Raw genomic sequence first — 25,096 nt, 5'->3', positions numbered from 1 at the left:
GGACTAAAGGAGTAGGCTGTGAAAGGTTCCCCTGAAGTGCCTACGCTGCACAACTAGCTTGAACTCAAGACTCTAACCACCCAAGTAAAGGAAAGTTCGGATCTGTGTCTTTGACTGAATTCCGCAATGTCGCCATCGTCGCGCACGTCGATCACGGCAAGACCACTCTCGTCGACGCCATGCTGCACCAGTCCGGCGCCTTCTCTTCGCACGGCGAAGTTGAAGAGCGCGTGATGGACTCCGGCGACCTGGAACGGGAAAAGGGCATCACGATCCTGGCGAAGAACACCGCCATCCACCGCAAGGGTCTGGGTAAAGAGGGTAGCGACCTGATCATTAACGTGATCGATACGCCCGGCCACGCCGACTTCGGCGGTGAGGTCGAGCGCGCCCTGTCCATGGTGGACGGTGTGGTTCTTCTTGTTGACGCCTCTGAGGGTCCACTGCCGCAGACCCGTTTCGTGCTGGGCAAGGCCCTGGCCGCCAAGATGCCGGTGATCATCTGCGTGAACAAGACCGACCGCCCGGACGCACGCATTGACGAGGTCGTCGAAGAGTCCCAGGATCTGCTGCTGGAGCTGGCCTCCACCCTGGAGGACGACGAGGCTGCAGAGGCCGCCGAGCAGCTGCTGGATCTTCCTGTGCTGTACACCTCCGGCCGCGAGGGCAAGGCCTCCACCGAGAACCCGGGTAACGGTAACGTTCCGGACTCCGAGGACTTGCAGCCGCTGTTCGACGTGCTCTACGACGTTCTGCCGGAGCCTTCCGCAGATGTGGATGGCCCGCTGCAGGCGCACGTCACCAACCTGGACTCCTCCTCCTTCCTGGGCCGCATTGGCCTGGTGCGCATCCACGCTGGCCGGCTGCGTAAGGGCCAGCAGGTCGCCTGGATCCACTACGACGAGGACGGCAAGGAGCACGTCAAGACCGCCAAGGTGGCCGAGCTACTGCGCACCGAGGGTGTGACCCGCGTGCCGGCCGAGGAGATGATTGCAGGCGACATCGCCGCTATCTCCGGCATCGAGGACATCATGATTGGCGATACTCTGGCCGATCCTGAAAACCCGGTCGCCCTCCCGCGCATCACCGTCGACGAGCCCGCAATCTCCATGACCATCGGCGTGAACACATCTCCGATGGCAGGCCGCGGCGGCGGCGACAAGCTGACTGCCCGTATGGTCAAGGCCCGCCTGGACCAGGAGCTGATCGGTAACGTCTCCCTGCGCGTGCTGCCCACCGAACGCCCGGATGCCTGGGAGGTGCAGGGCCGTGGCGAGATGGCTCTGTCCGTGCTGGTGGAGACCATGCGCCGTGAAGGCTTCGAGCTGACCGTCGGTAAGCCACAGGTGGTTACCCGCACCATCGACGGCACGGTTCACGAGCCCTACGAAAACCTGATCATCGACGTCCCGGAGGAGCACCTCGGCGCCGTCACCCAGCTGCTGGCCGCCCGCAAGGGTCGCATGGAGTCCATGGACAACACCGGCACCGGCTGGATCCGCATGAAGTTCATCGTCCCGGCCCGCGGCCTGATCGGCTTCCGCACCGTCTTTATGACTGAAACTCGCGGCACCGGCATCGCCAACAGCTACTCCGCTGGCTACGAGCCGTGGGCGGGCGAGATCAAGGGTCGCGCCTCCGGCTCCCTGGTTGCCGACCGCTCCGGCCAGATCACCGCCTACGCGCTGATCCAGCTGGCGGACCGCGGAACCTTCTTCGTCGAGCCGGGCGCAGAGGCCTACGAAGGCATGGTCGTCGGCGCGAACAACCGCGACGAGGACATGGACATCAACATCACCAAGGAAAAGAAGCTGACCAACATGCGTTCCGCAACCGCGGACGCGACGGTGACCTTGGCCAAGGCTCGCACCCTCACCTTGGAAGAGGCCATGGAGTTCTGTGGCTTCGACGAGTGCGTTGAGGTGACCCCAGAGGTCATCCGAGTGCGCAAGGTAACCCTGAACGCCACCGATCGCGCCCGCGCCCGTTCCCGCGAGAAGCAGCGCAATAAAAACTCCTAAAGTTGCCCTTGTTCCCGCTCTTTCCACTGTCTAGCTCGCCGACGCGCCGTTCCTCCGGCGCGCGCCGTCGCGGTTTTTGGAGTGTGATGCCCACCGCTGCGACCGCCCTGACATCGGCGACACTCGCCTTAACGCTGGCCGCCTGCCAGGCGAATCCGGGCGAGGCTCCGACGGTGGAGGACCCTTCCGCCTCCACCCAAACCCAGCAGCCACAGCCGGTTGACGAGAGCCTGCGGGAGATCACGGTGGGCGTGGATCGCTTCACCGGCAACCTCAATCCGCACCTGGTGGGCAATCGCAACCCAGTCGTGGCGGCAGTAGCCGATCTGACCCTGCCGAGTGTCTACACAGATGGCTCGATGGGGGAGAACCTCAACGATGATCTGATCAGCGAGGTCAAGCCAAACGACCGGGAGAATCCGACGGAAGTGGTCTATACCCTGCAGCCGGAGGCGCAGTGGTCCGATGGCACGCCCATCACTATCTCCGACTTCCAATACCTGCATAAAGCGATTGTGGACGAGCCCCTCGCAGAGGCGAAGGGGCTGTACCGCCACATCACCTCCATCGAGCCGGAGAAGAAGGAAAAGAGCTTCAAAGTTACCTTCGATAAGCCGCTGAACAACTGGAAGCGACTGTTCGCACACCTTTTGCCCAGCCATATTTATCGGGCGGAGGGGCGTAGCTTCGACACGATGATGGACGGGGGATCCGTCGCGTCTGCGGGGCAGTTCTCCGTGAAGTCTGTGGACGAGGGGCGCGGCCTGCTGGAACTGCAGCGCAACGACCGTTACTGGGGTTCGAAGGCGGCCAAGACCGACATCATCCGCTTCACCGCCGTGCCTAACGAATCCACAGGTGCGCAGATGATGCGCACCGAGCAGATCCAGATGTACATGACGCACCGTTCGGCCACCACCGACCTGGCTCTTAACCAGCTGCCCTACACGCAGATGCGCAACACCGCTCGGGGAGTGCAGTTGAACCTGCAGCTCAACCAGGCCAGCCCAATCTTCTCTGACCAGGAAACCCGCCGCCGGGTTCTGGGAGCGATCAACGCGGAGCGAATAGCGCGGATCGTCTCCCAGGATCCCGAGGTGGAGGCCCCGCGCTGGAATGTCATCCCGAAGACCGCCGCGGAGATGCCTCGTGACCTGCAGTCCGACCAATGCCCAGACGGCATCGTCATCGGCGCGGTCACTGATGATCAGGTGGCGGTGGATGCTGCCCGCTCCGTCGTGGACCAGCTGCTGCACGCCGGAATTCCCGCCACCGTTCGCACTGGCAAGGCGGGGGAGATTCTCGGTTCGGCTGTGGAGCAGGGAGAAGTCGACGGCGTGGTGACGTGGCAACGCAGCCCGCAGGCCACCTTCGACTATGTGGAACAGTACGGTTGCACTACCGCTCCCGAAGAGGAAGACTCCGCGGAGCCGTCTGGCGACGCAGACTCGAAGGACCCGGCTGAGGGTAGCGACAGCGGGGACGAAGGGGCGTCACACCCCAAAACCCCAAAGGGCGGCAACCTCAGCGGTACCTGCGACCGCGACCTGGAAGAACGCCTCAACAAGCTCAGCGAAGGCCGCGCCGACCTCAACGACGAGCGAGAGAAGCTGGACGAGCGGATCGCGGAGATCTCCACGGTGTTGCCGATACTGTCCGATCGTTTCACCGTGGTGACATCGGACAGGCTCAACGGGCCGACCCCGGGGCTGGAAGACTGGCCGCTGGATAACAGCAGCTCGGTGCTGATCTCGGCGCCACGGTGGACCCTGAGCCCCATCGAGGAAAACAAACGCAACGCCGCAGAAAACGCCCTCCAGGAGGATTAACCCGTGACCAGCACCCGCGCCGAAACACAGAAAATCACCGTGATGGCGGTGCATGCGCACCCGGACGACGAAACCTTGTGGACGGGGCTGGCGCTGGCAAAGGCGCGGCGGCTGGGGCACGACGTTGCCGTGGTCACCTGCACCCTCGGCGAGGAAGGCGAGGTAATCGGGGAGAAGTACCAAGCTCTTGTGGACGCCCAGCAGTACGAGCACGGCACGGGAATGCTCGGTGGTTACCGCATTGCGGAACTGCAGCGGGCGCTCAATGCGCTGGGGGTTCAGCACGGGCCGAACCTTCTGGGCGGCTGCGGTGCCTGGCGGGATTCGGGCATGGAGGGCAGTGAGTCCATCCGCCATCCGCGGGCTTTTGCGCGCGAGACAGAGGCAGGGCAGGGCCTGCTGGATACGCAGGTAGAGCAGCTGATCCAGCAGATTCAGCGCATTCGGCCGGAGGTGATCCTGACGTATGCCGCTGACGGTGGCTACGGGCACCCGGACCACAAGCAGGCGCACCGCATCGTGCACGAGGCCGTGCGGCGGCTGAGTAGTGTGGCTGCGGCTGCTGACAGAGCGGGCGCAGATGTATTCGTCCCCAGCCAGGTGCTGTGGTGCGTGACGGAGGAAGCGAAGTTCGCCGAGGGGATGCAGGGCCTCGAGGAGGACCCGGCGGCCGTGCCCGAAGGCTGGACCTTGCCTGCCGCAGGGGAGATCGCTACCGTGCCCTCTGCGGAGGTCGATCTGGTGATTCACGGAACCGCAGAGGACGTGGCAGCCAAGCAGGCCGCCATGCGTGCCCACGCCACCCAGATTTGGGTGGCCGATGGCACGGCCTCGGACGTCAATGACCAGGTGCGGGACTCTAACCCGCCGGCCCCCACAGCAACCACCCTGTTCTGCCTGTCGAACCTTATTACGCAGCCGCTGCTGGACAGCGAAAGCTATCGCCTGGGCTGGACGGCCCCCGGCGTGCCCGAGGATTTCTTCGCCCGCGCGCTGGGGGAAAAGCTGGCCTGAGACGGCTGGGCACTTAAGCTCTACACCGCGTGGCCTTGGAGGTCCGGCGGGGTAGGGCACTAGGATGGATCGACGTGAACGCGAAGAAGGACGAGCCCAACTGGGGCCACCCCACCAAGAGTCAGGCACGCCAGGACACAACGCGCGCTGAGCGCATTTCCGGCATCGTCTGGCTCTCCATCGGCGCGCTGTTCGGGCTGTTCATCAGCGTTTTATACATCGGCTCGCGCATTACGGTGGGGGACACACTTGTACCGCTGCCGTGGACCATCTTGTTTGCGTTCTTCTTCAACCGCGCGGTGACGAAAACCGCGCTTCTGTGGACCGATAACAAGCTCATCGCGGGCATTCCCGCGCTCGTGTGGCTGGCCGGCTATCTGCTGGCCGTGATGTGGCCGGAGCTGCCTTTCGGTGAGGCGACGTTAATGCCGCAGACCGTGTGGTCTATGCTGCTGTTTGTGGTCGGTATGGCAGCGGCCGCGTGGCCGCTTCGCCCTCAGTTTTCACTGGAACCGCTGAAGTGACAGAATAGAAGCTTGAAGAGAGCTCTGTGGAGTATGACGAACTTTCCAGAAAGGGTAGGTATTTAGACGATGACCTACACGATTGCGCAGCCCTGTGTAGACGTATTGGACCGCGCTTGCGTAGAAGAGTGCCCCGTTGACTGCATCTACGAGGGTAAGCGCATGCTGTACATCCACCCGGATGAGTGCGTGGACTGTGGCGCCTGCGAGCCGGTCTGCCCGGTTGAGGCCATCTTCTACGAGGATGACGTGCCGGACGAGTGGGAAGAGTACAACGACGCGAACGCCGCGTTCTTCGACGATCTGGGTTCCCCGGGCGGCGCCGCCAAGCTGGGGCCGCAGGACTTCGACGCGGAGCTGATCGCTAACCTGCCGCCGCAGAATTAACTGCTTTTTCTTTATTGACGCCCACACTTGTACCGGCTAGCGCCGGCCGCACTAAGCAGGCGGTATAAAGTACAAGCATGACCTTCAAGCGCACCAAAGTAGCCGACCGACTGCCCGACTTCCCGTGGGATTCGCTTGCCGAGGCTAAGGCCAAGGCAACGAGTCACCCAGATGGGATTGTGGATTTGTCGGTCGGCACTCCTGTAGATCCGGTCTCCCCGGCCATTCAGCTGGCGCTGACGGAGTCCGCCGCGGAGCCAGGCTACCCGCAGACGAAGGGCACCCCGGAGCTGCGTGAGGCCATCGTGGGGGCGATGGAGCGCCGCTTCCAGGTGCGGGGGCTGGATGCCGATACCCAGGTGCTACCGGTGATCGGCACCAAGGAGGCCATCGCGTGGATGCCCACCCTGCTGGGGATCGGGGCGGGGCACACGGTGGTGATCCCGGAGCTGGCTTATCCGACCTACGAGGTCTCCGCCCGCCTGGCCGGAGCCGACGTGCTGCGCAGCGATTCGCTGCTGAAGCTGGGGCCGCAGACCCCGGCGCTGATCTACCTGAACTCCCCGGCGAACCCGCACGGCCAGGTGCTGGGCGTGGATCATCTGCGCAAATTCGTGGAGTTCGCCCGGGAACGCGGCACCATCATCGTCTCCGACGAGTGCTACCTGGGCCTGGGGTGGGTCGAGGAGCGCCCTGTGTCGATCTTGGATCCGGAGGTGTGTGGGGGAGACTTCACCAACCTAATTGCGGTGCACTCGCTGTCGAAAACCTCCAACCTGGCCTCTTATCGCGCGGGCTGGCTGGCCGGCGACGACGAGCTGATCCAGGAGCTGCTAGGCATCCGCCGCCATGCGGGTCTGATGAACCCCGGGCCGATCCAGTCCGCCATGGTGGCCGCGTTGGTGGAGGATGGCCACGAGATTCTGCAGAAGCAGTTGTACCGCCACCGCCGCGACCTGCTGAAGGCTGCCCTGCTGCAGGCTGGCTTCGACATCGATTACTCCGACGGTGGCCTATACCTGTGGGCCACGCAGGGCCGCGACGGTCGCGAAACTGTCGCCGAGCTGGCCGATAAGGGCATCCTCGTTGCTCCGGGTGACTTCTACGGCCCGAAGGGCAAGAACTTTGTCCGCGTAGGCCTCACCGCCACCGACGAGCGAATTGAGGCTGCCGCCCGCCGCTTGACCGGCGAAGATCCCGCAGCCGCCCGGTAGCGGGAGCTCTGAGCCTCATCCCCGCCTTGCAACGCTGGCGCCCGCCGCCGCGCCACGGCGTATCCGCCGTTAAAGCCATGCTGAGCGGCCGCGTTCCCGACGATGGCCGCACCTATCTGGCCGCTGCTGCGGGCGACTCACCCTACGAATCCGGCACGTTGCTGGCTCCGGGGCTAGTTCTTGCGGGTCGGACGCCCACATGGGTCTATCCCGACTTCCCAGAAGAACCCGAAGAGCTGTTGGCGGCGGACATTCCTGTGTTGTACTCCGGCTCGGATGCCGTGGTGGTGGATAAGCCACATGGCTTGCCGTCTACGCCCAACGGTAGGCTGCTGCGCGCTACCGCGCAGTCTCTGATGCGAGTACGTTTGCAGGAGCCCGAATTGGTGGCAGCCCATCGGCTGGACCGGGACACTCGCGGCCTGCTGGTGCTCGCGCGTAACCCGGTTACCCGTGGGTTCCTGCAGACCCAATTCCAGCGCCGCGAAGTCTCTAAGACTTATCAAGCACTGGCCGCGGACATCCCGGAGATCGGGTCACAGTGGCAGGATGTGCAGCTGCCGATGCTGAAGATCAAGGACGATCCGCAGGTGAAGGTGGTGGACGGGGAACGGTCACGGCTGACCGTCACGCGCATTCGGAAGCTGGCCAGCAGTGCCGGTGCGGAGGCCAGACCTGTGGAAGCTACACGCGCGGGCACTCCCACCGCCGTGTACGAACTACAACCTCTAACGGGGTACACGCACCAGCTGCGGGTACTGATGAATCACCTGGGCGCTCCCATCTACGGCGATGACACGTACCCGGAATACCGTCCCGGTGCGGGCGCGTTGCGCTTGCGTGCCGTCGCTATTGAGTTGGCACTGGTGGCGTCATTAAAAAACAGGCAGCGCATCGAAATTGAGCGCTGCCTGGAAGACCCGTGGGCCCAGTGGGGGAACTGGCCTAGTTGGCGTGCAGGGCCTCGTTGAGTTCGACGGCGGAGGCGTTTGCGACGGCCTCGACCGCGCCGGAGATGGAGTTGCGACGGAACAGAATGCCGCTGGCGCCCGAGAGTTCGGAGGCCTTGACGGATTCGCCTTCCTGCTTGCCCAACTGCTTGGCCACCTCGTCGGTCAGGGTCACCTTGGTGCCGAAAGTGATATACAGGCCGGCCTCCACCGTGACGTCGTCGCCCAGGGAAATGCCCACGCCGGAGTTCGCGCCCAATAGGCAACGCTCGCCGATGGAGATGACCTCCTTGCCACCGCCGGACAGAGTGCCCATGACGGAAGCGCCGCCACCGATGTCGGAGCCGTCGCCCACGACCACGCCACCAGAGATGCGACCCTCGACCATGGAGGAGCCCAGCGTGCCCGCGTTGAAGTTGATGAAGCCCTCGTGCATAACAGTTGTGCCCTCAGCCAGGTGGGCGCCCAGGCGCACGCGGTCCGCATCGCCGATACGCACGCCAGTGGGAACCACGTAATCCACCATGCGCGGGAATTTATCCACGCTGTAGACCGTCACCGGGCCGCGCTCGGCCTGCAGGCGGGCGCGGACAGACTCGAAACCGGGGACGGCACACGGTCCGTGGTTGGTCCACACAACGTTGCTGAGAAGGCCGAATAGGCCATCTAGGTTGCAGCCGTGGGGCTTGATCTTCCGGCCGGAGATCAGGTGCAGACGCAGGTAGGCGTCATACGCATCGGCGGGAGGGGTGTCCAGATCGGCAATCTTAGTGGTCACCGCCACGCGGCGGGTGCCGCGGACATCGTCCGCGCCTGCCAGCTTGGCAAAGGGGCGGAAGGAATCAGGAGCGGAGGCGCTGGCGTCAGTAAGATCGAGCACCTGTGTACCCGCTTCGGCGGTGCCAGTATCAGCTGAACCCAGGTCGAACTCGAAGAACCAGGTGTCCAGCACATCGCCAGAATCGGTCAGGGTGGCAAATCCATTTCCATAAGCAGAAGTCATGGTTGTCGATCCTACATTTGTGTTGGTGTCTATGCGTTGGGGTCGCTGTTTGTCGCAGTGGTTCCGGCAACGCCAGCAGTACTAGCAGCATCAGCATTTTCGTTGGATTGCTGCGGCCCCTGCGTCTTCTGTAGCACTAGGCCGATCAGGCTCAAGACGACAAAAGCTATGGTGACGGTGAGAACCTGCAAACGGGCGCTGTTGTCGAAGAGCATTAGGACAGTCAGGGCGATAAGCGCCAGGAAGGTTAGCCACGACAGTACGGGGTAGCCCACCATGCGCACAGTCAGGCTGCCGTCACGTTCGAAGGTGGGGCGTAGCTTGATCTGAGCCAACACGATGACCATCCAAATGACCAGCAGGGTGCCGCCGACGGCGTTGAACAGGATGTTGATCAGGTTCTCTGGACCCCACACTTGCAGCGCCACGGAGACGAAGGCGAAGAACAGGGAACACCACACGGCGCGGTAGGGCACCTTCTGGGAATTTGTCTTACCGAACCATCGCGGCACGTTGCGCTCTTGGGAGAAGCTGTACATCAGGCGGCTGGTCGCATAGATCTGTGCGTTAAAGGCCGACAGCAGCGCCAAGACGATTACGGCTTCCATGATCTCCACGATGCCCGGAATCTGCGCGAGAGCCAGGATGCGGGTGAACGGAGACTCCTCAGCGGACTCGGCCTCACCCAGGGTTTCGAAGGGCAGCAAGGCGGAGATCAGGAAGACGCTACCCAAATAGAACACGGAAATGCGCCAAATGACGGCGCGCACCGCGGCGGCAATGGAGTTCGCCGGATCCTTCGATTCCGCGGCGGCGATCGTTACGATCTCGATGCCGCCGAAGGCGAAGGCCACGGCTAGCAGGCCTACTGCCATGCCAGAAATGCCGTTGGGGGCGAAGTCGGAGAAATGGCTCAGGCCAGGGGAATCATAGTTGGGGAACAGCCCCAGCAGCAGTCCCGTGCCGATGACCAAGAAAACGATGATGACGGCCACCTTAATGAAGGCAAACCAGTATTCGAACTCGCCAAAGCCGCGGACACCAGCCAAGTTCACGATAGTGAACAGCACCACGCATACAAGGCCTGGGATCCAACCTTCCACGCCGAACCATGCACCCATGATCGCTCCGGCGCCGGTGATCTCAGCGCCCATCACCATGATCAGCATGAACCAGTACAGCCAACCCAAGGCGAAGCCGTTCCAGCGGCCGAAAGCCATCTGGCCGTAGGTGGCGAAGGTGCCGGATGCAGGGCGGGCGGCGGCGAGCTCTCCCAGCATCTGCATCACAGCGATCACCACAATGCCGGCGACGACGTAGGAAAGCAGCACGGCCGGACCTGCAGCTTGGATGCCCACGCCGGTACCGAGGAAAAGACCAGCGCCGATGGCTGAGCCCAAGCCCATCATTGTTAGGTGCCGGGTTTCTAGGCTGTGACCCAGCTGGTTAGAGGTGCCTTCCGTGGCACCTGAATTGGATTCTCGAGTCTTCATACCGAAATTAGAACACAACTGCTCCTGGTAAAGGCCAGCATGGGTACTTTTAGCCCCTGCGGCGGGTATACTTTTTCATCCCGCGGACCACCCGCCTGTTTTCCGACGGTAGGCGGTGTGCTCGTCTAGGATCGCAAGCAATGAGTACTGCAGCGCCTACAGAGTCTTTCCCTGAATCCCCCATCGACCTTCTCGCAGGGGCGGTGCCCCTGACCCGCCAGCTCGTTGACATTTATAGCGAGTCGCACCACGAGCAGGAGATTGCCGACGCCGTCGAGCCCGCCCTTCGGGCCATCGAGAACGTGGACGTCACACGACGGGGAAACACGCTGGTCGCGCGTACCCAACGCGGTCTTCCGGATCGAGTAGTCCTGGCGGGCCACCTCGATACGGTGCCACCGGCGGATAACTTGCCCTCGCGCCTGGGGCCAGACCCGGAGACAGGGGAGGAGACTATCTTCGGCCTCGGTTCCGTAGACATGAAGTCCGGGGCCGCCTGCTATGCGCACGCCTTCGCCACTCTGGCGAACTCTCCGGAGCTAGCTTGCGACCTGACGCTGGTTCTCTATGAGGGTGAGGAAGTAGCCACCAAGTACAACGGTCTGAACCATCTGGTGCACTCCGATCCCGACCTGCTGGAGGGCGATCTAGCGCTGCTAGGAGAACCCTCCGGGGCGATGATCGAGGCCGGTTGCCAGGGGACCATTCGGGTGAAGGTCACCGCCCATGGCGCACGCGCGCACTCGGCTCGCAGCTGGCTCGGCCACAATGCACTCCACGACCTGGCTCGTGTGCTGGTGCGCGTGGCGGACTATGAGCCGCAAGACGTAGAGATCGACGGCCTGACCTACAAGGAGGGCCTCAATGCGGTCATGGCCGAATCCGGAGTGGCCACCAACACTATTCCCGATGAGGCCTGGGCTTTCATTAACTTCCGCTACGCCCCGAACCGCAGTGTTGACGAGGCGCTGGCGCACCTTTACGAGGTGCTGCAGGTGGGCACTCCCGAAAGCCCCGCCGACGGTTATTCTGTTTTTCTTGATGACGCCGCAGCCGCAGCCGCCCCAGGGCTGAACCAACCCTTCGCGGCGAAATTGGTGGAGGCCACCGGGGGGCGAGTCCGCCCGAAGTATGGCTGGACCGACGTGGCCCGTTTCACTGAGCTGGGTATCCCCGCCGTGAACTTTGGCCCCGGCGACCCGGGCTTGTGCCACACGAAGGACGAACGCTGCCCGGTGGCGCAGATTGAGGAGGTCAGCCGCCAGTTGATCCAGTTCCTCTCCCGCTAGATCCTCTCCGCCTATCTCCCCACGAGTGCCATAGGGGAAAGGCGTGTGCTGGGTGGAGGGGTGATGGCGTCATATCCATAACGAGCGCCACGAGCCTGCAACCAGTAGCGTGAGAACCACAAAGAAATATAAAGATCGACCAGACATTTAAGGCACACCTACGCATGACTACCAGCGACAACAACCGAGAATTCCGACTCCGCGGACCGATGCTGCTGCGCGGCAAGAGGCACAGCCAGAAGCAGAAGTCCACAACGGATCAGCGACTGCTGGGGGAGCAGGCCAGCATTGATTGGCTGCACACCGATCCGTGGCGCGTTATGCGCATCCAGTCCGAATTTGTCGACGGGTTTGGTGCGTTGGCAAAGATTCCGAAGGCCATCACAGTGTTCGGCTCCGCGCGCGTGAAGCCCGGCCACGAGTACTACGAAAAGGGTCGGGAGCTGGGTCGGCTGATCCACGAGGCCGGCTACGCGACGATCACCGGCGGTGGGCCGGGGCTGATGGAAGCCCCGAACCGTGGTGCGCAGGAATCCGGCGGCATGTCCATCGGCCTGGGCATCGAGCTCCCCATGGAGCAGGGCATGAACCAATGGGTGGATCTGGGGCTGAATTTCCGCTACTTTTTCGTGCGCAAGACGATGTTCCTGAAGTACTCGCAGGCATTCATCTGCCTGCCCGGTGGCTACGGCACCCTGGACGAGCTGTTCGAGGCTCTGGTGATGGTGCAGACGGAAAAGATCCGCAAGTTCCCGATCATCCTGATCGGCAAGGAGTTCTGGGGTGGGCTGGTCGACTGGATCCGCGATCGACTGGTCGAAGAGGGCATGATCTCCCCAGAGGATGTGGATCTGTTCCACGTGACTGACGATCCCGCCGAAGCAGTAAGAATTTGCGTGGATGCGCACGATAACCACGTGCGGAAGCTCCAGATCCGACAGGAGGAGCTGGCGCTGGAGCAAGAGCGGATTGAGGCAGAGCTGGGGCGCTTTGGTGACGAGGGCCTGTCGACGGAGCGCTGACGGAGGGGCCGGCAGAGGGGCCGACAGAGGGGGCAGGAACGGAGTAAGGCCCCACATGCCGCCGAAGCGGTCCTAAGAGGCGGTAGATTAATAGGTATGTTTTGGTTGTTGTCTCTCGTCGGAGCGTTCCTGGTCGGCGCGCTCCTGGTGTATCTACTCGGTACTGTGTTTGGCCGCGGTGAGGCGCTGCCACCCGTCACTGCGGGAAACGCAAAGCTACAGCACTGGGAGAGCCTGGAGAACGGCCCGCTAACCCCCGAAGGAATCCGGGACATCGGGTTCTCTCTGGAGATTCGCGGTTACAACCAAGCTGAAGTGGACTTCTACATCGATCGCCTCGCCGGACGCATCCAGGAATTGGAGCGGCAGGTCGGCGCCGTGACCCACACTGCAGAGGACCACACTGCTGAAACCGGCAATACCGAAACAGACATCGCAGATCCCCGTGATAAGGAGCGTTAAGCAATGGCACCGATTCCAAGCATTCCGCAGAAAGTGACCCGTGTGACGATCGGCCCGCGCGCGGAGGGCTCCGAAATCATCGAAACGCAGGTGAAGGCTGCAACTGGCACGAACGCGCCGGGCGAGGTTGAGTTGGACGCTACCGGCCAATGGGTGGCATGGGTGCCGAAGGAGCCGAGCCGCCCGCTGGATCTCAGCGACGGCCGAGAGTTTCTAGAGGACGGCTGGCGGGGCGCCGGTGCCCGTCTGGTGCGCCGCATCGGCAAGGTTGTCGACGGTCACCCTGTGCGCGCGAAGAAGCACATTGTGCAGGTGCATCTGCCGGAGGAGTTTACCCCCGCCAACGTCCGCTCCTTGGTCATTGGTCTGATCGTTGGGAACCACAGCTTCATCACCACTAATAAGCGCAAGCCCGCCCGCGTGCGCGACGTCCACATCGTGTTGCCGGAAGGCTATGAGTTCGACGGTTTCGACACGAATGACTACGTCGCCGCAGTGAACGAAGGCAAGGCCTTGGGTAAAGCGACCTGCCTATCCCGCGATCTGGCGAATGCGCCTGCCAACGTGAAGTCCCCTGAGTGGCTGGCAATTCAGGCCAAGAAGGCCGTGGAAGACCTGGATGGTGTGAAGGTGCGTCTGCGCGACGCAGGCTGGCTGAAGGACAAGGGATTTGGCGGCATTTTGGCAGTCGGCGGAGGTTCCTCTCGCCCGCCGATGCTAATCGAGCTGGTGTGGGATCCGCAGAAGGTGGACCAGCGCCGCCGCCGTCGTACTGCCGTGCTGGTGGGCAAAGGCGTGACTTTCGATACGGGCGGTATCAGCGTGAAGCCGGCTGCGGGCATGGACACCATGCGTACCGACATGACCGGCGGAGCTAGTGTCATTGCTGCCTTCCGTGCTCTGGCCGAGCAGCAGGTGCCCCGTAAGGTCGTAGCGCTGATCCCGGCGGCGGAAAACATGATCGATGGAAAGTCCTACCGCCCAGGAGACGTGGTGGAACACTACGGTGGCCTAACCTCCGAGGTGACGAACACCGATGCAGAGGGTCGTATGATCCTAGCCGATGCTGTGAGCTACGGGGCGAAGAAGTACAAGCCCGCCGCCGTGGTGACTGTTGCGACTCTGACGGGCGCGGCCAAGGTCGCGCTAGGCCTGCGCACGGGTGCTGTGTTCTCCGATAACTGGGGGGCGGGTGTGAAGCTCGCCCGTCGCGGCGCCATCGTGGGCGAGCGCTGGTGGCCAATGCCGATGCAGGAGTACTTGGAGGAGAACGTGACCTCCAAGATCGCCGACGTGCGCCAGACACCGAAGGGGCCGGGTGCGACCACCGCCGCGATGTTCCTGCGCCGATTCACCCGTGGCGTGCCGCTGATCCACCTGGACATCGCCGGCCCGGGACGCGCGGAATCCACCTACGACGAAGTCACCCCGGTGGGCACTGGCTTCGGCGCGCGCACGCTGGTGCAGTGGTTGATGCACTAGTTTCGGTGGCGCGCCAGCCCACCCGCGGCTAGACACCTGCCCGATATACATTTCGGACAGTGGACGGTTTACGATGGGGTGGTCGCTTGTTCGATCCCCACCCGCGTGGGAGTCTCATAAGAATCTTCAGGAAGGAATCTGTTCGTGCTTGCAGATGTCATTGACCTCCTTGCCGACCCAGTAGACGGTTCGCGCTTGAGCGCCGGCGATGACGAGTGGCGCACTCTGGTTTCCGAATCCGGCCACAGTTACGACGTCGCACGGCAGGGCTATGTGACTCTCGCGGGAGGCTCCGGCCTGCGTTATTCGGGCGACGATGCATCGATGATCGACGCTCGCGAGACCTTCCTCTCCGGTGGACACTTTGCTCCCTTCGTGGAAGCCGTTACCGCCAACGTTGAGAACGTTTTGGATGACGGCAATGTCGCCGCTGAACACGCTCCGTCCATCGTAGAGATCGGCGCCGGCACGGGTTACTACCTAGCACACACTCTCGACACGATCGAGCGCTCCCGCGGCGTAGGTATCGATGTGTCTACCGCGGCGGCGAAGCGCCTGGCCACGTCGCACTCTCGGGTCGGGGCCGTCGTGGCCGACGCCTGGTCGCGCCTACCGATTCTTTCGGAAAGTGTTGACGCCATCATGGTTGTCTTCGCACCGCGTAATGCGGCAGAGTTCGCCCGCATCCTTACGCCGGAGGGACAGGTGGTTGTCCTGACCGCGGACGTCGGTCACCTAGGGGAGCTACGTGAGCCGCTGGGAATTCTGGACGTGGAGGAAGGCAAGGTCGAGCGGATGATCAATCAGGCATCCGGTCACCTGGTGCCGGTGGGGGAGCCCGAGCATATCGAGTTCCCGATGCAGTTGGATCAGGCTTCCATCGCCGCGCAGATCGGCATGAGTCCCTCGGCTCGCCACATCCACCCGGATGTCTTGCAGGAGCGCATTGCCGCCTTGCCGGAGACCATGGAGGTCACAGCCCGCGCAGCTATTACGCGCCTAGCGAAGGCTAACAGCTAGCTCCGCGCTACCACCGAGCTAGCTTCGTGCCAGCGAGCTGCCGCTAGTCTTCGTCGAGGATTCCCTCGGCTACGTCGCGATCAGCGATAAGAGCCTCAGCCATGTAACGCTCCTGCTCTTCCGGGGAAGTTAGACCCGCCTGCATACGCATGAGGTGCCGGCCGGCGGTTTGCATGGAGGAGATGATCTTTGCTCCACCCGTAGCTCGCACATCGATGTCGGAGATCTGTGAGTGTGCCGGAATAGCGCTGGTAAGCGTCACCGCACCGCCGTCAGCGAAAACCTCACACACTGGCCCGTCGAGGAAGATCGTTAGCGTATCCGAATCCGCATCCTTCAGCGGCGCGGTGCGCGTGTCCACACCCAAGCGGGTGACAGAGACGGAGTCGTTGGTGTAGCTGATCGTCGCGATCACCTGCCCGGAATCGTCCGTCACGTCGACGTCGATTTGCCCCTGGGTGGCATCCAGCTGGGCGGCCCAGAGGAATGCGTAGTCAGAGAATGTGCGCACGGCGGTCGGGGCGCCGACGACGTCCTGGAATAGTTCGCCGTCCACTAGCGTGAGGTAACGCGGTGCCGACAGGCAGTTCGCCCACTGCCCATCCAGCGAAGGGTGGGCGCCCACCAGGCCGAACATCACTGGGGTGGAGTGGTCGATCACGCGGGGGCGCGTGAAGTCATGGCCGAAGTCGATGACGGTGTACGGGCTGGTCAGGCTGAACGACGTGCCGCTGAGGTTGCCGACGATGTAGCCCGCGACCTCATCGGATTCCCCAGCGTCGCCGGGGAAGGTCACGAAAAGGACATCGCGACGGACGGAGGATTCGGCGTCCACCATAGAAACAATGCGCGGAGCGAACGGGCGGCCGGGGCGCAGGGCGGCCTCAGCGGACAGCTCGATGGGGCCTAGAACGCGCCAGTGCTGGCGGTCTGCAGAGCGCAGGACGACGATCTGTGCGTCCTTGTCGCCGGTGAGGGAGAGGGCGAGCATTAGCCATTCTTCGTCAGGATTGGCGGGATCGTCGTGGCGAATGACGCTGGGGGTCACCAGATTTTCCACAGGGTAGGAGGAATCGTCGATGTCGATCGGTCCCAGGCGGCGGACGTGGGGGTCCGGCAGGCTTGGATCGTCCGAAACCTCAGTGGCCTCCGTCAAATTTGGGATCTCCGCACGCTCGATGGTGAAGGTGCGGGGGCCGCGCTGGCCGTGGGGGATGTCCGCAGCCAGAACCTGGTCTGCAGATGCCTCGTCTGTGGCGCGAGTGGTGACGAAAAAGAGTTCGGCTCCGAGGCCCATCGGGACTGACGCGCCGGCAAGGATGTCCACCTCGGCGCCGTTGGGGGCACCGTTAGCGCTACCTTCGGCGGCATCGCCCTGCGCGGGTAGCCCCTGGTTAGGAACTACGACGTCGTCGCAAATGTCCCAGTCGTATGTCGCTTCCGAGGCCACCTGATGTGCCCAGCGCGACCCTTCGGTGGCGCGGGGGCGGAACTGGTGGAATACATGCAGAGCGTCGCCGGTAAAGACGGCGCCCGCGGGGGCTTCCAGCACCCCCGTTTCTGCGGTGATGTGCAGTTCCGGGCGGTGCTTATGGGAGGAAGAGTGCATGCTCCCATTCATACCAGCGGATTCGGTTTAAAGCAGGGACCTGTAAACGTCCAGAGTCTGCTCTGCGATGGTGGCCCAACTGAAGGTCGTTACCGCGCGCTGGCGGCCGGCTTCTCCGAAGGCTCGTACCTTCTGTTGATCCGCTACGAGAGCATTCGTTGCGTCGGCCAGACCACGCTCGAAAGTCTCCGGGTCGTTCTCGTCGTAGTGGACCAAAGTACCGGTTTCCCCGTCGACGACAACCTCCGGAATGCCGCCCACGTCGGAGGCCACAACGGCTGTGCCGCACGCCATGGCTTCCAGGTTCACGATGCCCAAAGGCTCATAGATGGAAGGGCACAGGAACGCATCGGAGGCCGACAGGATCTCCTGCAGGTGCGGCTTGTCCATCATTTCCTTCACCCAGTACACCCCGTCGCGTTCTGACTGTAGTTTCTCGACTAGCGCGGTGACCTCAGCCTCGATCTCTGGGGTATCCGGAGCGCCCGCGCACAGCACAACCTGGATTTCCGGGTCCAGGTGAGCCACCGCCTTGAGAAGGTGTGGCACCCCCTTCTGGCGCGTGATGCGTCCGACAAAGGAGATGATGGGGCGATTGGGATCGACGCCCAGCTCCGTGAGTACGGATCGATTGCCAGCTTCCACGGCCGCCTCGAAGGTTGGGCGGGGTTGCCACAGTTCGGAGTCGATGCCGTTGAGCACGACGTGGATGCGGTCCGGATCGATGGCTGGGTATGCGTCGAGGATGGATTCCTTCATCTTGGCGGACACGGCGATGACGGCGTCCGCGTTTTCCATCGCGTTCTTCTCCGACCAGGAGGAGACGTCGTATCCGCCTCCGAGCTGTTCACGCTTCCATGGACGGTGCGGTTCCAGGGAGTGAGCGGTGGCCACATGGGGGATACCGTTTAACAGTCCACCAACGTGGCCTCCCAGGCCGGTGTACCAGGTGTGTGAGTGGACAACTTCGGCGTCGCCCAAAGAGTTCGCCATGCGCAGGCCGGTGGAAAGGGTCTTGATGGAACCATTGGCCTCGGTGAGCTCCGGGTCTACCCCGTGCACGTAAACATCCTGCTCCTCGCGTGGCCCACCCATGCAGTGCACGTCCACGTGCTCGAGCTTCCGCATGTAACGAACCAACTCGGTGACGTGCACACCGGCACCACCGTAGATCTCTGGAGGGTATTCCTTTGTCAGCATGGCGATACGCATGCCTCCAGATTAACCGGGCGGACGTTCACCTGTCTTGGCAACTAAACGGGCGCTTCGCTGCGCGCGAGCAGTTAGCGAGTAGTTAGGGGGCAGCGGGTGGTTACCAGATTGGCTGCTTGGCAAGCAAAAGTAATGCTGTATCGCTAGGTTGGAAAGTGTGAAGAGCAGATCAAACGTCCTGTCCATTGTCCTTGCCGGTGGCGAGGGTAAGCGCCTGTACCCTTTCACCGCCGACCGTGCTAAGCCTGCCGTCCCCTTTGGCGGTAACTATCGCCTGATCGATTTCGTGCTATCCAACCTGGTCAACGCCGGTTACTACAAGATCTGCGTGCTGACCCAGTACAAGTCGCACTCCCTGGACCGCCACATCTCCCAGTCGTGGCAGCTGTCCGGCCTTACCGGTCAGTACATCACTCCGGTTCCGGCGCAGCAGCGACTGGGCAAGCGCTGGTTCACCGGCTCTGCGGACGCGATTCTGCAGTCCCTCAACCTTGTATATGACGAGCAGCCGGACTACATCATCGTCTTCGGTGCGGACCATGTCTACCGCATGGACCCGGAGCAGATGGTTCAGGAGCATATTAAGGCCGGTGCTGGTGTTACCGTCGCTGGACTTCGTGTACCGCGTCATGAAGCAACGGCGTTCGGCGTGATCCAGGCGGACGATGACAACAAGATCGAGCAGTTCCTGGAGAAGCCTGCGGAGCCGCCGAGTGTGCCGGACGACCCGGAGGTCTCCTTTGCCTCCATGGGTAACTACGTCTTCACCGCGCAGACGCTGATTGATGCGCTGAAGGAGGACTCCGAGGATGAGAACTCTAACCACGACATGGGTGGCGACATCATCCCGCGACTGGTCGACCGCGGGGAGGCATACGTTTATGACTTCTCCAACAACTACGTGCCGGGCGAGACCGAGCGCGATAAGGGCTATTGGCGCGATGTGGGTACTGTTGATGCGTTCTACGAGGCTCACATGGACCTGATCAGCGTGCACCCGGTGTTTAACCTGTACAACCAGCAGTGGCCGATCCACACTGCGGAGACGGGTAACCTTCCGCCCGCGAAGTTCGTCAAGGGCGGCATCGCCCAGTCCTCAATGGTATCGGCGGGCTGCATCATCTCCGCTGGCACGGTTCGCAACTCCGTTTTGAGTGAAAACGTGGTTGTGGAAGAGGGCGCTTCTGTCGAAGGTTGCGTGATTATGCCGGGCGTGCGCATCGGCCGCGGGGCAGTGGTGCGCCACGCAATCATCGACAAGAACGTTCAGGTTTCTGCAGGCGAGATCATCGGCGTGGATCGCGCCCGTGATCAGGATCGCTTCACCATCTCCAAGGGCGGCGTGGTCTGTATTGGCAAGAACGTGGTGGTCTAGCGAAGTGGTTTAGCGCAGTAGTCTAACGCGAACCGAACCAAGAAGAATCCCCGAGCCCTGTCATACTGGTGGCAAACTGGGCACGGGGATTTCTTATTAGGGTTAAAGGACAAAATGTGTGTCTTTCCCGGGTGTGTCGTGGTTATTTGACCCAGCCTTTTTGGATGCCGAGGTTGTGTTGGTAGCTGGTGTCGATGGCGGTGTCGTATTCTGCTGGTGCACCGATGTCATTGGTAGTGGCTGTGGTGTCGTGGGTGATCAAGTTTGTTGCTGTGGAAAGTGCGTCTTGACCCCATCGCTGGTCCCTGGCGATCTTGACCGGATCGTCAGGGACTTCTGTATGTAGGTACAGCCACCAATCCATCACTGTGCGTTGATGCGGTAGTGATAATCCGCGGTGTCTGCGGGCCAGTTCTTTTATTGGGGCGTTGATGCCGCCTTCGAGACTGTTTGTTGTCGCTGCTAGTCCGTCAGGATTGATGGTTGTTGGTGGTGGTTGCAGGTAGGTAAACAACAGGTCCCTGCGGTGTAGGGATAGTAATGACTGATAGGCCGCTCGGACGCGTTGGTGGGTGTAGACCCTGCTGTAGGCACCGGTGGCAGGGTCGCGGATGGTGGTTTTCTCGTTCATCCACACCTGGTAGGTGTGGTTGAATTCGTGCAGGTGGGTGACCCATTCGGCTGCGTGGTCAAGGTCTGTGATGCGAGTGAGTTTCAGGGCTAGGCGGTAGATGGTTTTGCCTGCGTCGGTGCGGGGATTGCTGGTGGTATGGCGGCGGACTGTTCGTTGGGCGTGGACGAGGCAGCGTTGGATGCGTGTTGTCGGCCAGCAGTGGTGGATGGCTGATTGGGCGCCTTGTCCGCCGTCTGTCACTGCGACAAGTGGTGCGGCAATGGGGCGTAGTAGTTCGGTGTAGGCGGCGGTGGTTTCTTGTCTGGCCCAGGTCCAGTTGATGACGTGGGTTTTGCTGGCAGCGATAAGGAGGCAGCCGGACCTTAGGTAGGTCGCGTCCAGGAAGATCTGGTCGTAGATACGGAAAGTATCGATGGTGGGTGTGGGGATGATCCACCAGCACCAGTGGAAGCGGCGTTGCAGTGTTTTTGCTGAGACGTTTTGTGTAACTGCAATCTGTGTCAGTGGTTGGGTGCCGGTGATCCATTGGATGAACCAGGTCATGGTAGCGGCGTTTTTGTTGTGTGTTTGGGTGCTGCGGGTAAAGGAGTGTCCGCATTTGGTGCAGCGCCAGCGGGTTGTTCCTTTGCTGGTGGTGCCGTTTTTCTTTGTGTTGTTGCTGCATAGTGGGCAGCTGGGTCGGTTGGTGGTCATCCTTTAATCCAACCGGTGTGCGTTTAGCACAGATGTGGCCGGAGGTGTGGGATGGTGTGGGGAATAGCTTTCGGGGAGCTATTATGCGGTGATTTGTGGGGTGTGTTCTGCGGTTATGCTGGGATGCGGACACACTTTTTGTCTATTAACCCTCTTATTAGCTGGTCTTAGTGATCAGCGTGGCGCCGGCGCCGAGGGGCAGGCGGGAGACTTTAGCGTTTTCCAGCTCGCGGAAGAACTGATCTGCTTCGCGGGCGCGGACCGTCTGACGGTCGGTATGATTCTCGTCGCCGACCAGGCCGTCCATCAGGCTATCCAGCAGGACCAACACGCCACCGGTGCGTAGAGCCGGGAGGGTGGATTCCACGATGGCTGTGAATTCCTCCGTGGCTGCCTCTGCGACTGCAATGTCGTAGCTATCGTTCGCCAGCCGGCGAATGACATCCAGAGGCGCGCTGGGCAGGAAGCGGAAGGTATTCGGGCGCTGGCCTGCATTGGCGAAGGCCTGCTTGGCTAGCTGCTGGTGCTGTACCTCCGGCTCAATGCATGTCAGATGGCCCTCCGCCTGCGCTGCGTTCAAGCCCTTAAATAGGTGCAGGCCAATCACGCCGCTGGCGGGGGAAACGATAATGCCGGTGGGGGTGTGCCCCCGGGCGGCAGCGTTCGCTCCAGCGCGGGCGGCAATGAACTCCAGGAATTCGGCAGTCATCGCATCGGGGGTGAGTAGCCCGAACTCTTCGGCAGCCTCAACGGCGGCGGCGGTCACCTCGTCGGGCTCGGTGGTTGCCCGAACGTACTCACGGATGGCCTCAATGGGGGAAGATGATGCAGCATTCACGCCTTCACACGATAGGGCAGTAGAGCGTCGATGTTGCGCTTGCTGTCGGCATGTCAGACGGTGGCGTCAAAAATAGAAAAGAGAGTGAACGAGAGTGACCGAAGTGACAAACTTTCCCTCCTTCCCTGAAGGGGGTAAAATCCTCACAGGTAACTGCCAGGTGAGCAGCACAACTTTTTGAGGATGATAAGCCATAATCATGGTCATGAACGCAGACCAGAACCCCGTTTCGCGAACCACCGCCGAGTTTGATGCAGGAATGGGGGAGCTTCCATCTTGGGGGGAACTGGTCGAGCAGCACGCAGACAGTGTGTACCGCCTTGCTTACCGGCTGGCGGGTAATCAGCAAGACGCAGAAGATCTCACGCAGGATACGTTCATGCGAGTCTTCCGCAGCTTGAAGAACTACCAGCCGGGCACCTTCGAAGGTTGGCTGCACCGTATTACCACCAACCTGTTCCTCGACATGGTCCGGCGCCGCGCGAAGATCCGTATGGAGGCCCTGCCAGAGGATTATGACCGCATCGAAGGCGGCATCGCCGATCCTGCAGATACTTTCGAGCTCAACAACCTAGATCCCGCGCTGGAACAGGCGCTGGATCAGCTTGCTCCCGAGTACCGCGTGGCAGTTGTGCTGTGCGACGGGCTGGGGATGAGCTACGACGAGATCTCCCAGACGCTTGGTATCAAAATGGGCACCGTCCGCTCCCGCATCCACCGCGCCCGTGCGCAACTTCGGGGTAACCTGGAGCGTAGCCAAGGCGAACTGGTTTTCACCGGACAGGCCTAGCCGAATTGAAGGCCCAGCGCAGCTGACGCTGGCAGCCGAAAATCTCAGAGCGTAACCGTAGTTTGGAAATGCAGGAAGGCAGGTAGGGGCACGTGGCATCTTTCGTAGAAAACTTAACGGGGGAACTGTCCGTAGACCACCTGTCCACCGAAGCCATCGCCGCGCTGGTCGATGGTGAGTTGTCCCGCCGCGCTGAACACCGCGCAAAGATCCACCTGGTGCACTGTGAAACCTGCCGTGAGGAAGTGCGCGCCCAACGCAGCGCCGCCCACCGCATGCGCAAACATGCTTCGGCAGTGCACACTCCCGGTGGGCTGAAAGAAAAGCTGCAGCGCATTCCGGACGAATGCGACGAGGGCGAACCCTCGCACCGATTTTCCGTTGACGGTTGTCGCCGTCCGGAAACCCTCGTCGACCGGGTGGACCTCCTCCTGCGGAAGCTGCAGCCTCGCGGCAAGTAAAGTGAAAGTCTCTTTGGAGTAGGTTAGGTTAGACAGGTGTTTTCCAATGTAGGTTGGGGCGAAGTCCTCGTTCTCTTGATCGTTGCGCTATTCCTGATCGGCCCGGAGCGCTTGCCGGGGCTCATCAAGGAAGTCCGCGCGATGCTACTTGCGGTGCGCAACGCTATCTCGCAGGCTAAGGAGCAGATCGACGGGGAGCTGGGGGAGGACTTCCGGGAGTTCTCCAAGCCACTGCAGGAGCTCAACTCGGTGCGCCAGATGGGAGCGAAGGGCTTCATCACCAAGACTCTTCTGGATGGCGACGATAGCTTCCTGACTTCCTTCAACGAGACGAAGCAGGACGTGAAGGACACTGTCGATACGGTGCGCAAGCCGAACCTGCGGGAATCCCTCAAGGCAGATAAGACCAAGAAATCTGCGCAGCCTCAGCCTTCGCTCGCCAGCGGTAGCGCCGATAATGGCGGAATTGCCGTGACTCAGCAGTCTAACGCGGGTGAGTCCCGTTCTAGCCACGATTCCCCAGTCGCCGATGCTGCAGAGCAGCTCACGGGCGACGTGGGGAGCGCTAGTGAGCCCAAGGAAAAGCCCTCCGCACCCGGTTATGGGTGGGAGGACGTGACCTGAACTCTTTGATTATTTCTTTGTGACGCCGAGGTTCAGCGACTTACCGGCCAGCGAGCTACGGCGCACTGCCAGCTGATCGGCAATCCCACCGAATGCAATGGTGGCCGGGGAGTTCGGCTCGGACAGCACAATCGGGTTGCCCAGGTCTCCACCGATGCGCAGGTTTGGATCCAGCGGAATCTGCCCCATCAGCGGCACCTTGGTACCGGTGATCTGGGAAAGGCGTTCGGCAACGAACTGGCCGCCACCGGAGCCGAAGACCTCCATGCGGGAGCCGTCCGGCATGTCCATCCAGCTCATGTTTTCGATCACACCGCCGATGCGTTGGCGGGTCTGCTGAGAGATCGAGCCGGCGCGCTCTGCAACCTCCGCGGCGGCGGCCTGCGGGGTGGTGACGATCAGCAGCTCGGCGTTCGGCACCAGCTGCGCCACGGAGATTGCTACGTCGCCGGTACCCGGCGGCAGGTCCAGCAGCAGGATGTCAAGGTCGCCCCAGAAGACATCGGCTAAGAACTGCTGGATCGCGCGGTGCAGCATCGGGCCACGCCACACGACGGGAGAGTTATCGCCGATGAAGTGGCCGATGGAAATCAGCTTCACGCCATGCGCCTGCAGCGGCATGATCATCTCGTCCACCTGGTGCGGCTTGTCCGTGGAGCCCATGAGACCAGGGACGGAGTGGCCGTAAATGTCTGCGTCGATTACGCCGACCTTGAGGCCGCGCTTCTGCAATGCGACGGCAAGGTTCACGGTGACGCTGGACTTGCCTACGCCGCCCTTACCGGAGGCTACGGCGAAGACCCGGGTAGTGGAATCGGCCTGGGCGAAGGGAATCACGGGGTCGGCCGAGTCGCCACGCACCATCTGGCGGATGTTGCGGCGCTGTTCGTCGCTCATCACGTCGGTAGTGACAGTGACGTTCTCCACGCCTTCGACAGATGCTGCGGCTTCGCGCGTTTTCTCCGTCAGGTGGTTTTTCATTGGGCAGCCGGCGATCGTTAGGTAGATCTCCACGGCGACATCACTACCGTTGATGTCGATGGACTTCACCATGCCGAGATCCGTGATCGTGCGGTTTAGTTCAGGATCCTCTACGCGGGATAGCGCGCTGCGTACAGCGGATTCAGTGACTTGGGACATGATGGGTTTT

23 protein-coding genes are annotated in these 25,096 nt (G+C 62.0%); 16 read left to right on the top strand and 7 right to left on the bottom strand.

What is annotated here, in order from left to right; translation table 11 throughout:
• Positions 1-104: 104 nt before the first annotated feature.
• The 7 genes from typA to CJEIK_RS07485 all read left to right on the top strand — a co-directional run bounded on the left by typA (position 105) and on the right by CJEIK_RS07485 (position 7,960).
• Complete coding sequence (gene typA, locus CJEIK_RS07515; RefSeq protein ID WP_034964386.1) at positions 105-2,021, top strand: translational GTPase TypA; 1,917 nt, start codon at positions 105-107, stop codon at positions 2,019-2,021.
• 86 nt (positions 2,022-2,107) lie between these two features.
• Complete coding sequence (locus CJEIK_RS07510) at positions 2,108-3,850, top strand: ABC transporter family substrate-binding protein (RefSeq protein WP_005293122.1); 1,743 nt, start codon at positions 2,108-2,110, stop codon at positions 3,848-3,850.
• Positions 3,851-3,853: 3 nt separating this feature from the next.
• Positions 3,854-4,864: an N-acetyl-1-D-myo-inositol-2-amino-2-deoxy-alpha-D-glucopyranoside deacetylase gene (gene mshB, locus CJEIK_RS07505; RefSeq protein WP_005293120.1), complete on the top strand. Its 1,011-nt coding sequence runs from the start codon at positions 3,854-3,856 to the stop codon at positions 4,862-4,864.
• A 29-nt stretch (positions 4,865-4,893) separates the two neighbouring features.
• On the top strand, positions 4,894-5,388 hold the full coding sequence (locus tag CJEIK_RS07500; protein WP_005293117.1) for a hypothetical protein: 495 nt from the start codon (positions 4,894-4,896) through the stop codon (positions 5,386-5,388).
• A 69-nt stretch (positions 5,389-5,457) separates the two neighbouring features.
• Positions 5,458-5,775, top strand: coding sequence for a ferredoxin (gene fdxA, locus CJEIK_RS07495; protein WP_005293116.1), 318 nt, complete (start codon positions 5,458-5,460; stop codon positions 5,773-5,775).
• A gap of 77 nt (positions 5,776-5,852) precedes the next feature.
• Positions 5,853-6,989: a succinyldiaminopimelate transaminase gene (gene dapC, locus CJEIK_RS07490; RefSeq protein ID WP_005293114.1), complete on the top strand. Its 1,137-nt coding sequence runs from the start codon at positions 5,853-5,855 to the stop codon at positions 6,987-6,989.
• Between the two features lie 26 nt (positions 6,990-7,015).
• Positions 7,016-7,960 carry a pseudouridine synthase gene (locus CJEIK_RS07485; RefSeq protein ID WP_231913398.1) on the top strand — a complete coding sequence of 315 codons (945 nt, stop codon included), beginning with the start codon at positions 7,016-7,018 and terminating at the stop codon, positions 7,958-7,960.
• On the opposite strand, the gene dapD is transcribed toward CJEIK_RS07485, so the two are convergent.
• Both dapD and CJEIK_RS07475 read right to left on the bottom strand, forming a co-directional pair.
• Positions 7,935-8,942 (bottom strand): 2,3,4,5-tetrahydropyridine-2,6-dicarboxylate N-succinyltransferase, encoded by a 1,008-nt coding sequence (dapD, locus tag CJEIK_RS07480; protein WP_005293108.1) that lies wholly within the window; start codon positions 8,940-8,942, stop codon positions 7,935-7,937. The two genes, CJEIK_RS07485 and dapD, sit on opposite strands and share 26 nt — an antisense overlap.
• Before the next feature lie 29 nt (positions 8,943-8,971).
• Positions 8,972-10,435: an amino acid permease gene (locus CJEIK_RS07475; protein ID WP_011273855.1), complete on the bottom strand. Its 1,464-nt coding sequence runs from the start codon at positions 10,433-10,435 to the stop codon at positions 8,972-8,974.
• Between the two features lie 140 nt (positions 10,436-10,575).
• Here CJEIK_RS07475 and dapE point away from each other — a divergent pair, with 140 nt between their 5' ends.
• From dapE to CJEIK_RS07450, 5 genes are all read left to right on the top strand, one after another.
• On the top strand, positions 10,576-11,724 hold the full coding sequence (gene dapE / locus CJEIK_RS07470; RefSeq protein ID WP_005293104.1) for a succinyl-diaminopimelate desuccinylase: 1,149 nt from the start codon (positions 10,576-10,578) through the stop codon (positions 11,722-11,724).
• A 164-nt stretch (positions 11,725-11,888) separates the two neighbouring features.
• Positions 11,889-12,746: an LOG family protein gene (locus CJEIK_RS07465; protein WP_011273854.1), complete on the top strand. Its 858-nt coding sequence runs from the start codon at positions 11,889-11,891 to the stop codon at positions 12,744-12,746.
• A gap of 96 nt (positions 12,747-12,842) precedes the next feature.
• Positions 12,843-13,208 (top strand): DivIVA domain-containing protein, encoded by a 366-nt coding sequence (locus CJEIK_RS07460; RefSeq protein ID WP_005293100.1) that lies wholly within the window; start codon positions 12,843-12,845, stop codon positions 13,206-13,208.
• A gap of 3 nt (positions 13,209-13,211) precedes the next feature.
• Positions 13,212-14,690, top strand: coding sequence for a leucyl aminopeptidase family protein (locus CJEIK_RS07455; RefSeq protein WP_005293097.1), 1,479 nt, complete (start codon positions 13,212-13,214; stop codon positions 14,688-14,690).
• A 144-nt stretch (positions 14,691-14,834) separates the two neighbouring features.
• On the top strand, positions 14,835-15,710 hold the full coding sequence (locus CJEIK_RS07450) for a methyltransferase domain-containing protein (RefSeq protein ID WP_005293095.1): 876 nt from the start codon (positions 14,835-14,837) through the stop codon (positions 15,708-15,710).
• Between the two features lie 43 nt (positions 15,711-15,753).
• Here the strand turns inward: CJEIK_RS07450 and CJEIK_RS07445 are convergent, their stop codons facing one another.
• Positions 15,754-17,319 carry a GH32 C-terminal domain-containing protein gene (locus tag CJEIK_RS07445; RefSeq protein WP_011273853.1) on the bottom strand — a complete coding sequence of 522 codons (1,566 nt, stop codon included), beginning with the start codon at positions 17,317-17,319 and terminating at the stop codon, positions 15,754-15,756.
• Between the two features lie 27 nt (positions 17,320-17,346).
• Positions 17,347-18,531 (bottom strand): glycogen synthase, encoded by a 1,185-nt coding sequence (gene glgA, locus CJEIK_RS07440; protein WP_005293091.1) that lies wholly within the window; start codon positions 18,529-18,531, stop codon positions 17,347-17,349.
• 157 nt (positions 18,532-18,688) lie between these two features.
• Between glgA and glgC the strand changes: the two genes are divergently transcribed.
• Positions 18,689-19,906, top strand: coding sequence for a glucose-1-phosphate adenylyltransferase (glgC, locus tag CJEIK_RS07435; RefSeq protein WP_005293089.1), 1,218 nt, complete (start codon positions 18,689-18,691; stop codon positions 19,904-19,906).
• Positions 19,907-20,048: 142 nt separating this feature from the next.
• Here the strand turns inward: glgC and CJEIK_RS07430 are convergent, their stop codons facing one another.
• On the bottom strand, positions 20,049-21,233 hold the full coding sequence (locus tag CJEIK_RS07430) for an IS256-like element IS3509 family transposase (protein ID WP_011273851.1): 1,185 nt from the start codon (positions 21,231-21,233) through the stop codon (positions 20,049-20,051).
• Positions 21,234-21,390: 157 nt separating this feature from the next.
• Positions 21,391-22,071 carry an O-methyltransferase gene (locus CJEIK_RS07425; protein WP_005293087.1) on the bottom strand — a complete coding sequence of 227 codons (681 nt, stop codon included), beginning with the start codon at positions 22,069-22,071 and terminating at the stop codon, positions 21,391-21,393.
• Between the two features lie 199 nt (positions 22,072-22,270).
• Here CJEIK_RS07425 and sigE point away from each other — a divergent pair, with 199 nt between their 5' ends.
• From sigE to tatB, 3 genes are all read left to right on the top strand, one after another.
• On the top strand, positions 22,271-22,861 hold the full coding sequence (sigE, locus tag CJEIK_RS07420; protein ID WP_005293085.1) for an RNA polymerase sigma factor SigE: 591 nt from the start codon (positions 22,271-22,273) through the stop codon (positions 22,859-22,861).
• Positions 22,862-22,953: 92 nt separating this feature from the next.
• Positions 22,954-23,322, top strand: coding sequence for a zf-HC2 domain-containing protein (locus CJEIK_RS07415; protein WP_005293082.1), 369 nt, complete (start codon positions 22,954-22,956; stop codon positions 23,320-23,322).
• 36 nt (positions 23,323-23,358) lie between these two features.
• Positions 23,359-23,946 (top strand): Sec-independent protein translocase subunit TatB, encoded by a 588-nt coding sequence (tatB, locus tag CJEIK_RS07410; RefSeq protein WP_005293079.1) that lies wholly within the window; start codon positions 23,359-23,361, stop codon positions 23,944-23,946.
• Positions 23,947-23,955: 9 nt separating this feature from the next.
• Here tatB and CJEIK_RS07405 read toward each other — a convergent pair whose 3' ends face one another.
• Positions 23,956-25,086, bottom strand: coding sequence for an Mrp/NBP35 family ATP-binding protein (locus CJEIK_RS07405; protein WP_005293075.1), 1,131 nt, complete (start codon positions 25,084-25,086; stop codon positions 23,956-23,958).
• Between the last annotated feature and the right edge of the window lie 10 nt (positions 25,087-25,096).

Origin of the sequence: Corynebacterium jeikeium (assembly GCF_028609885.1) — a bacterium.
GTDB classification, from domain to species: domain Bacteria; phylum Actinomycetota; class Actinomycetes; order Mycobacteriales; family Mycobacteriaceae; genus Corynebacterium; species Corynebacterium jeikeium.
Note: the sequence above shows the minus strand (reverse complement) of the source record. Positions and strands in the feature narration are given on the sequence as shown.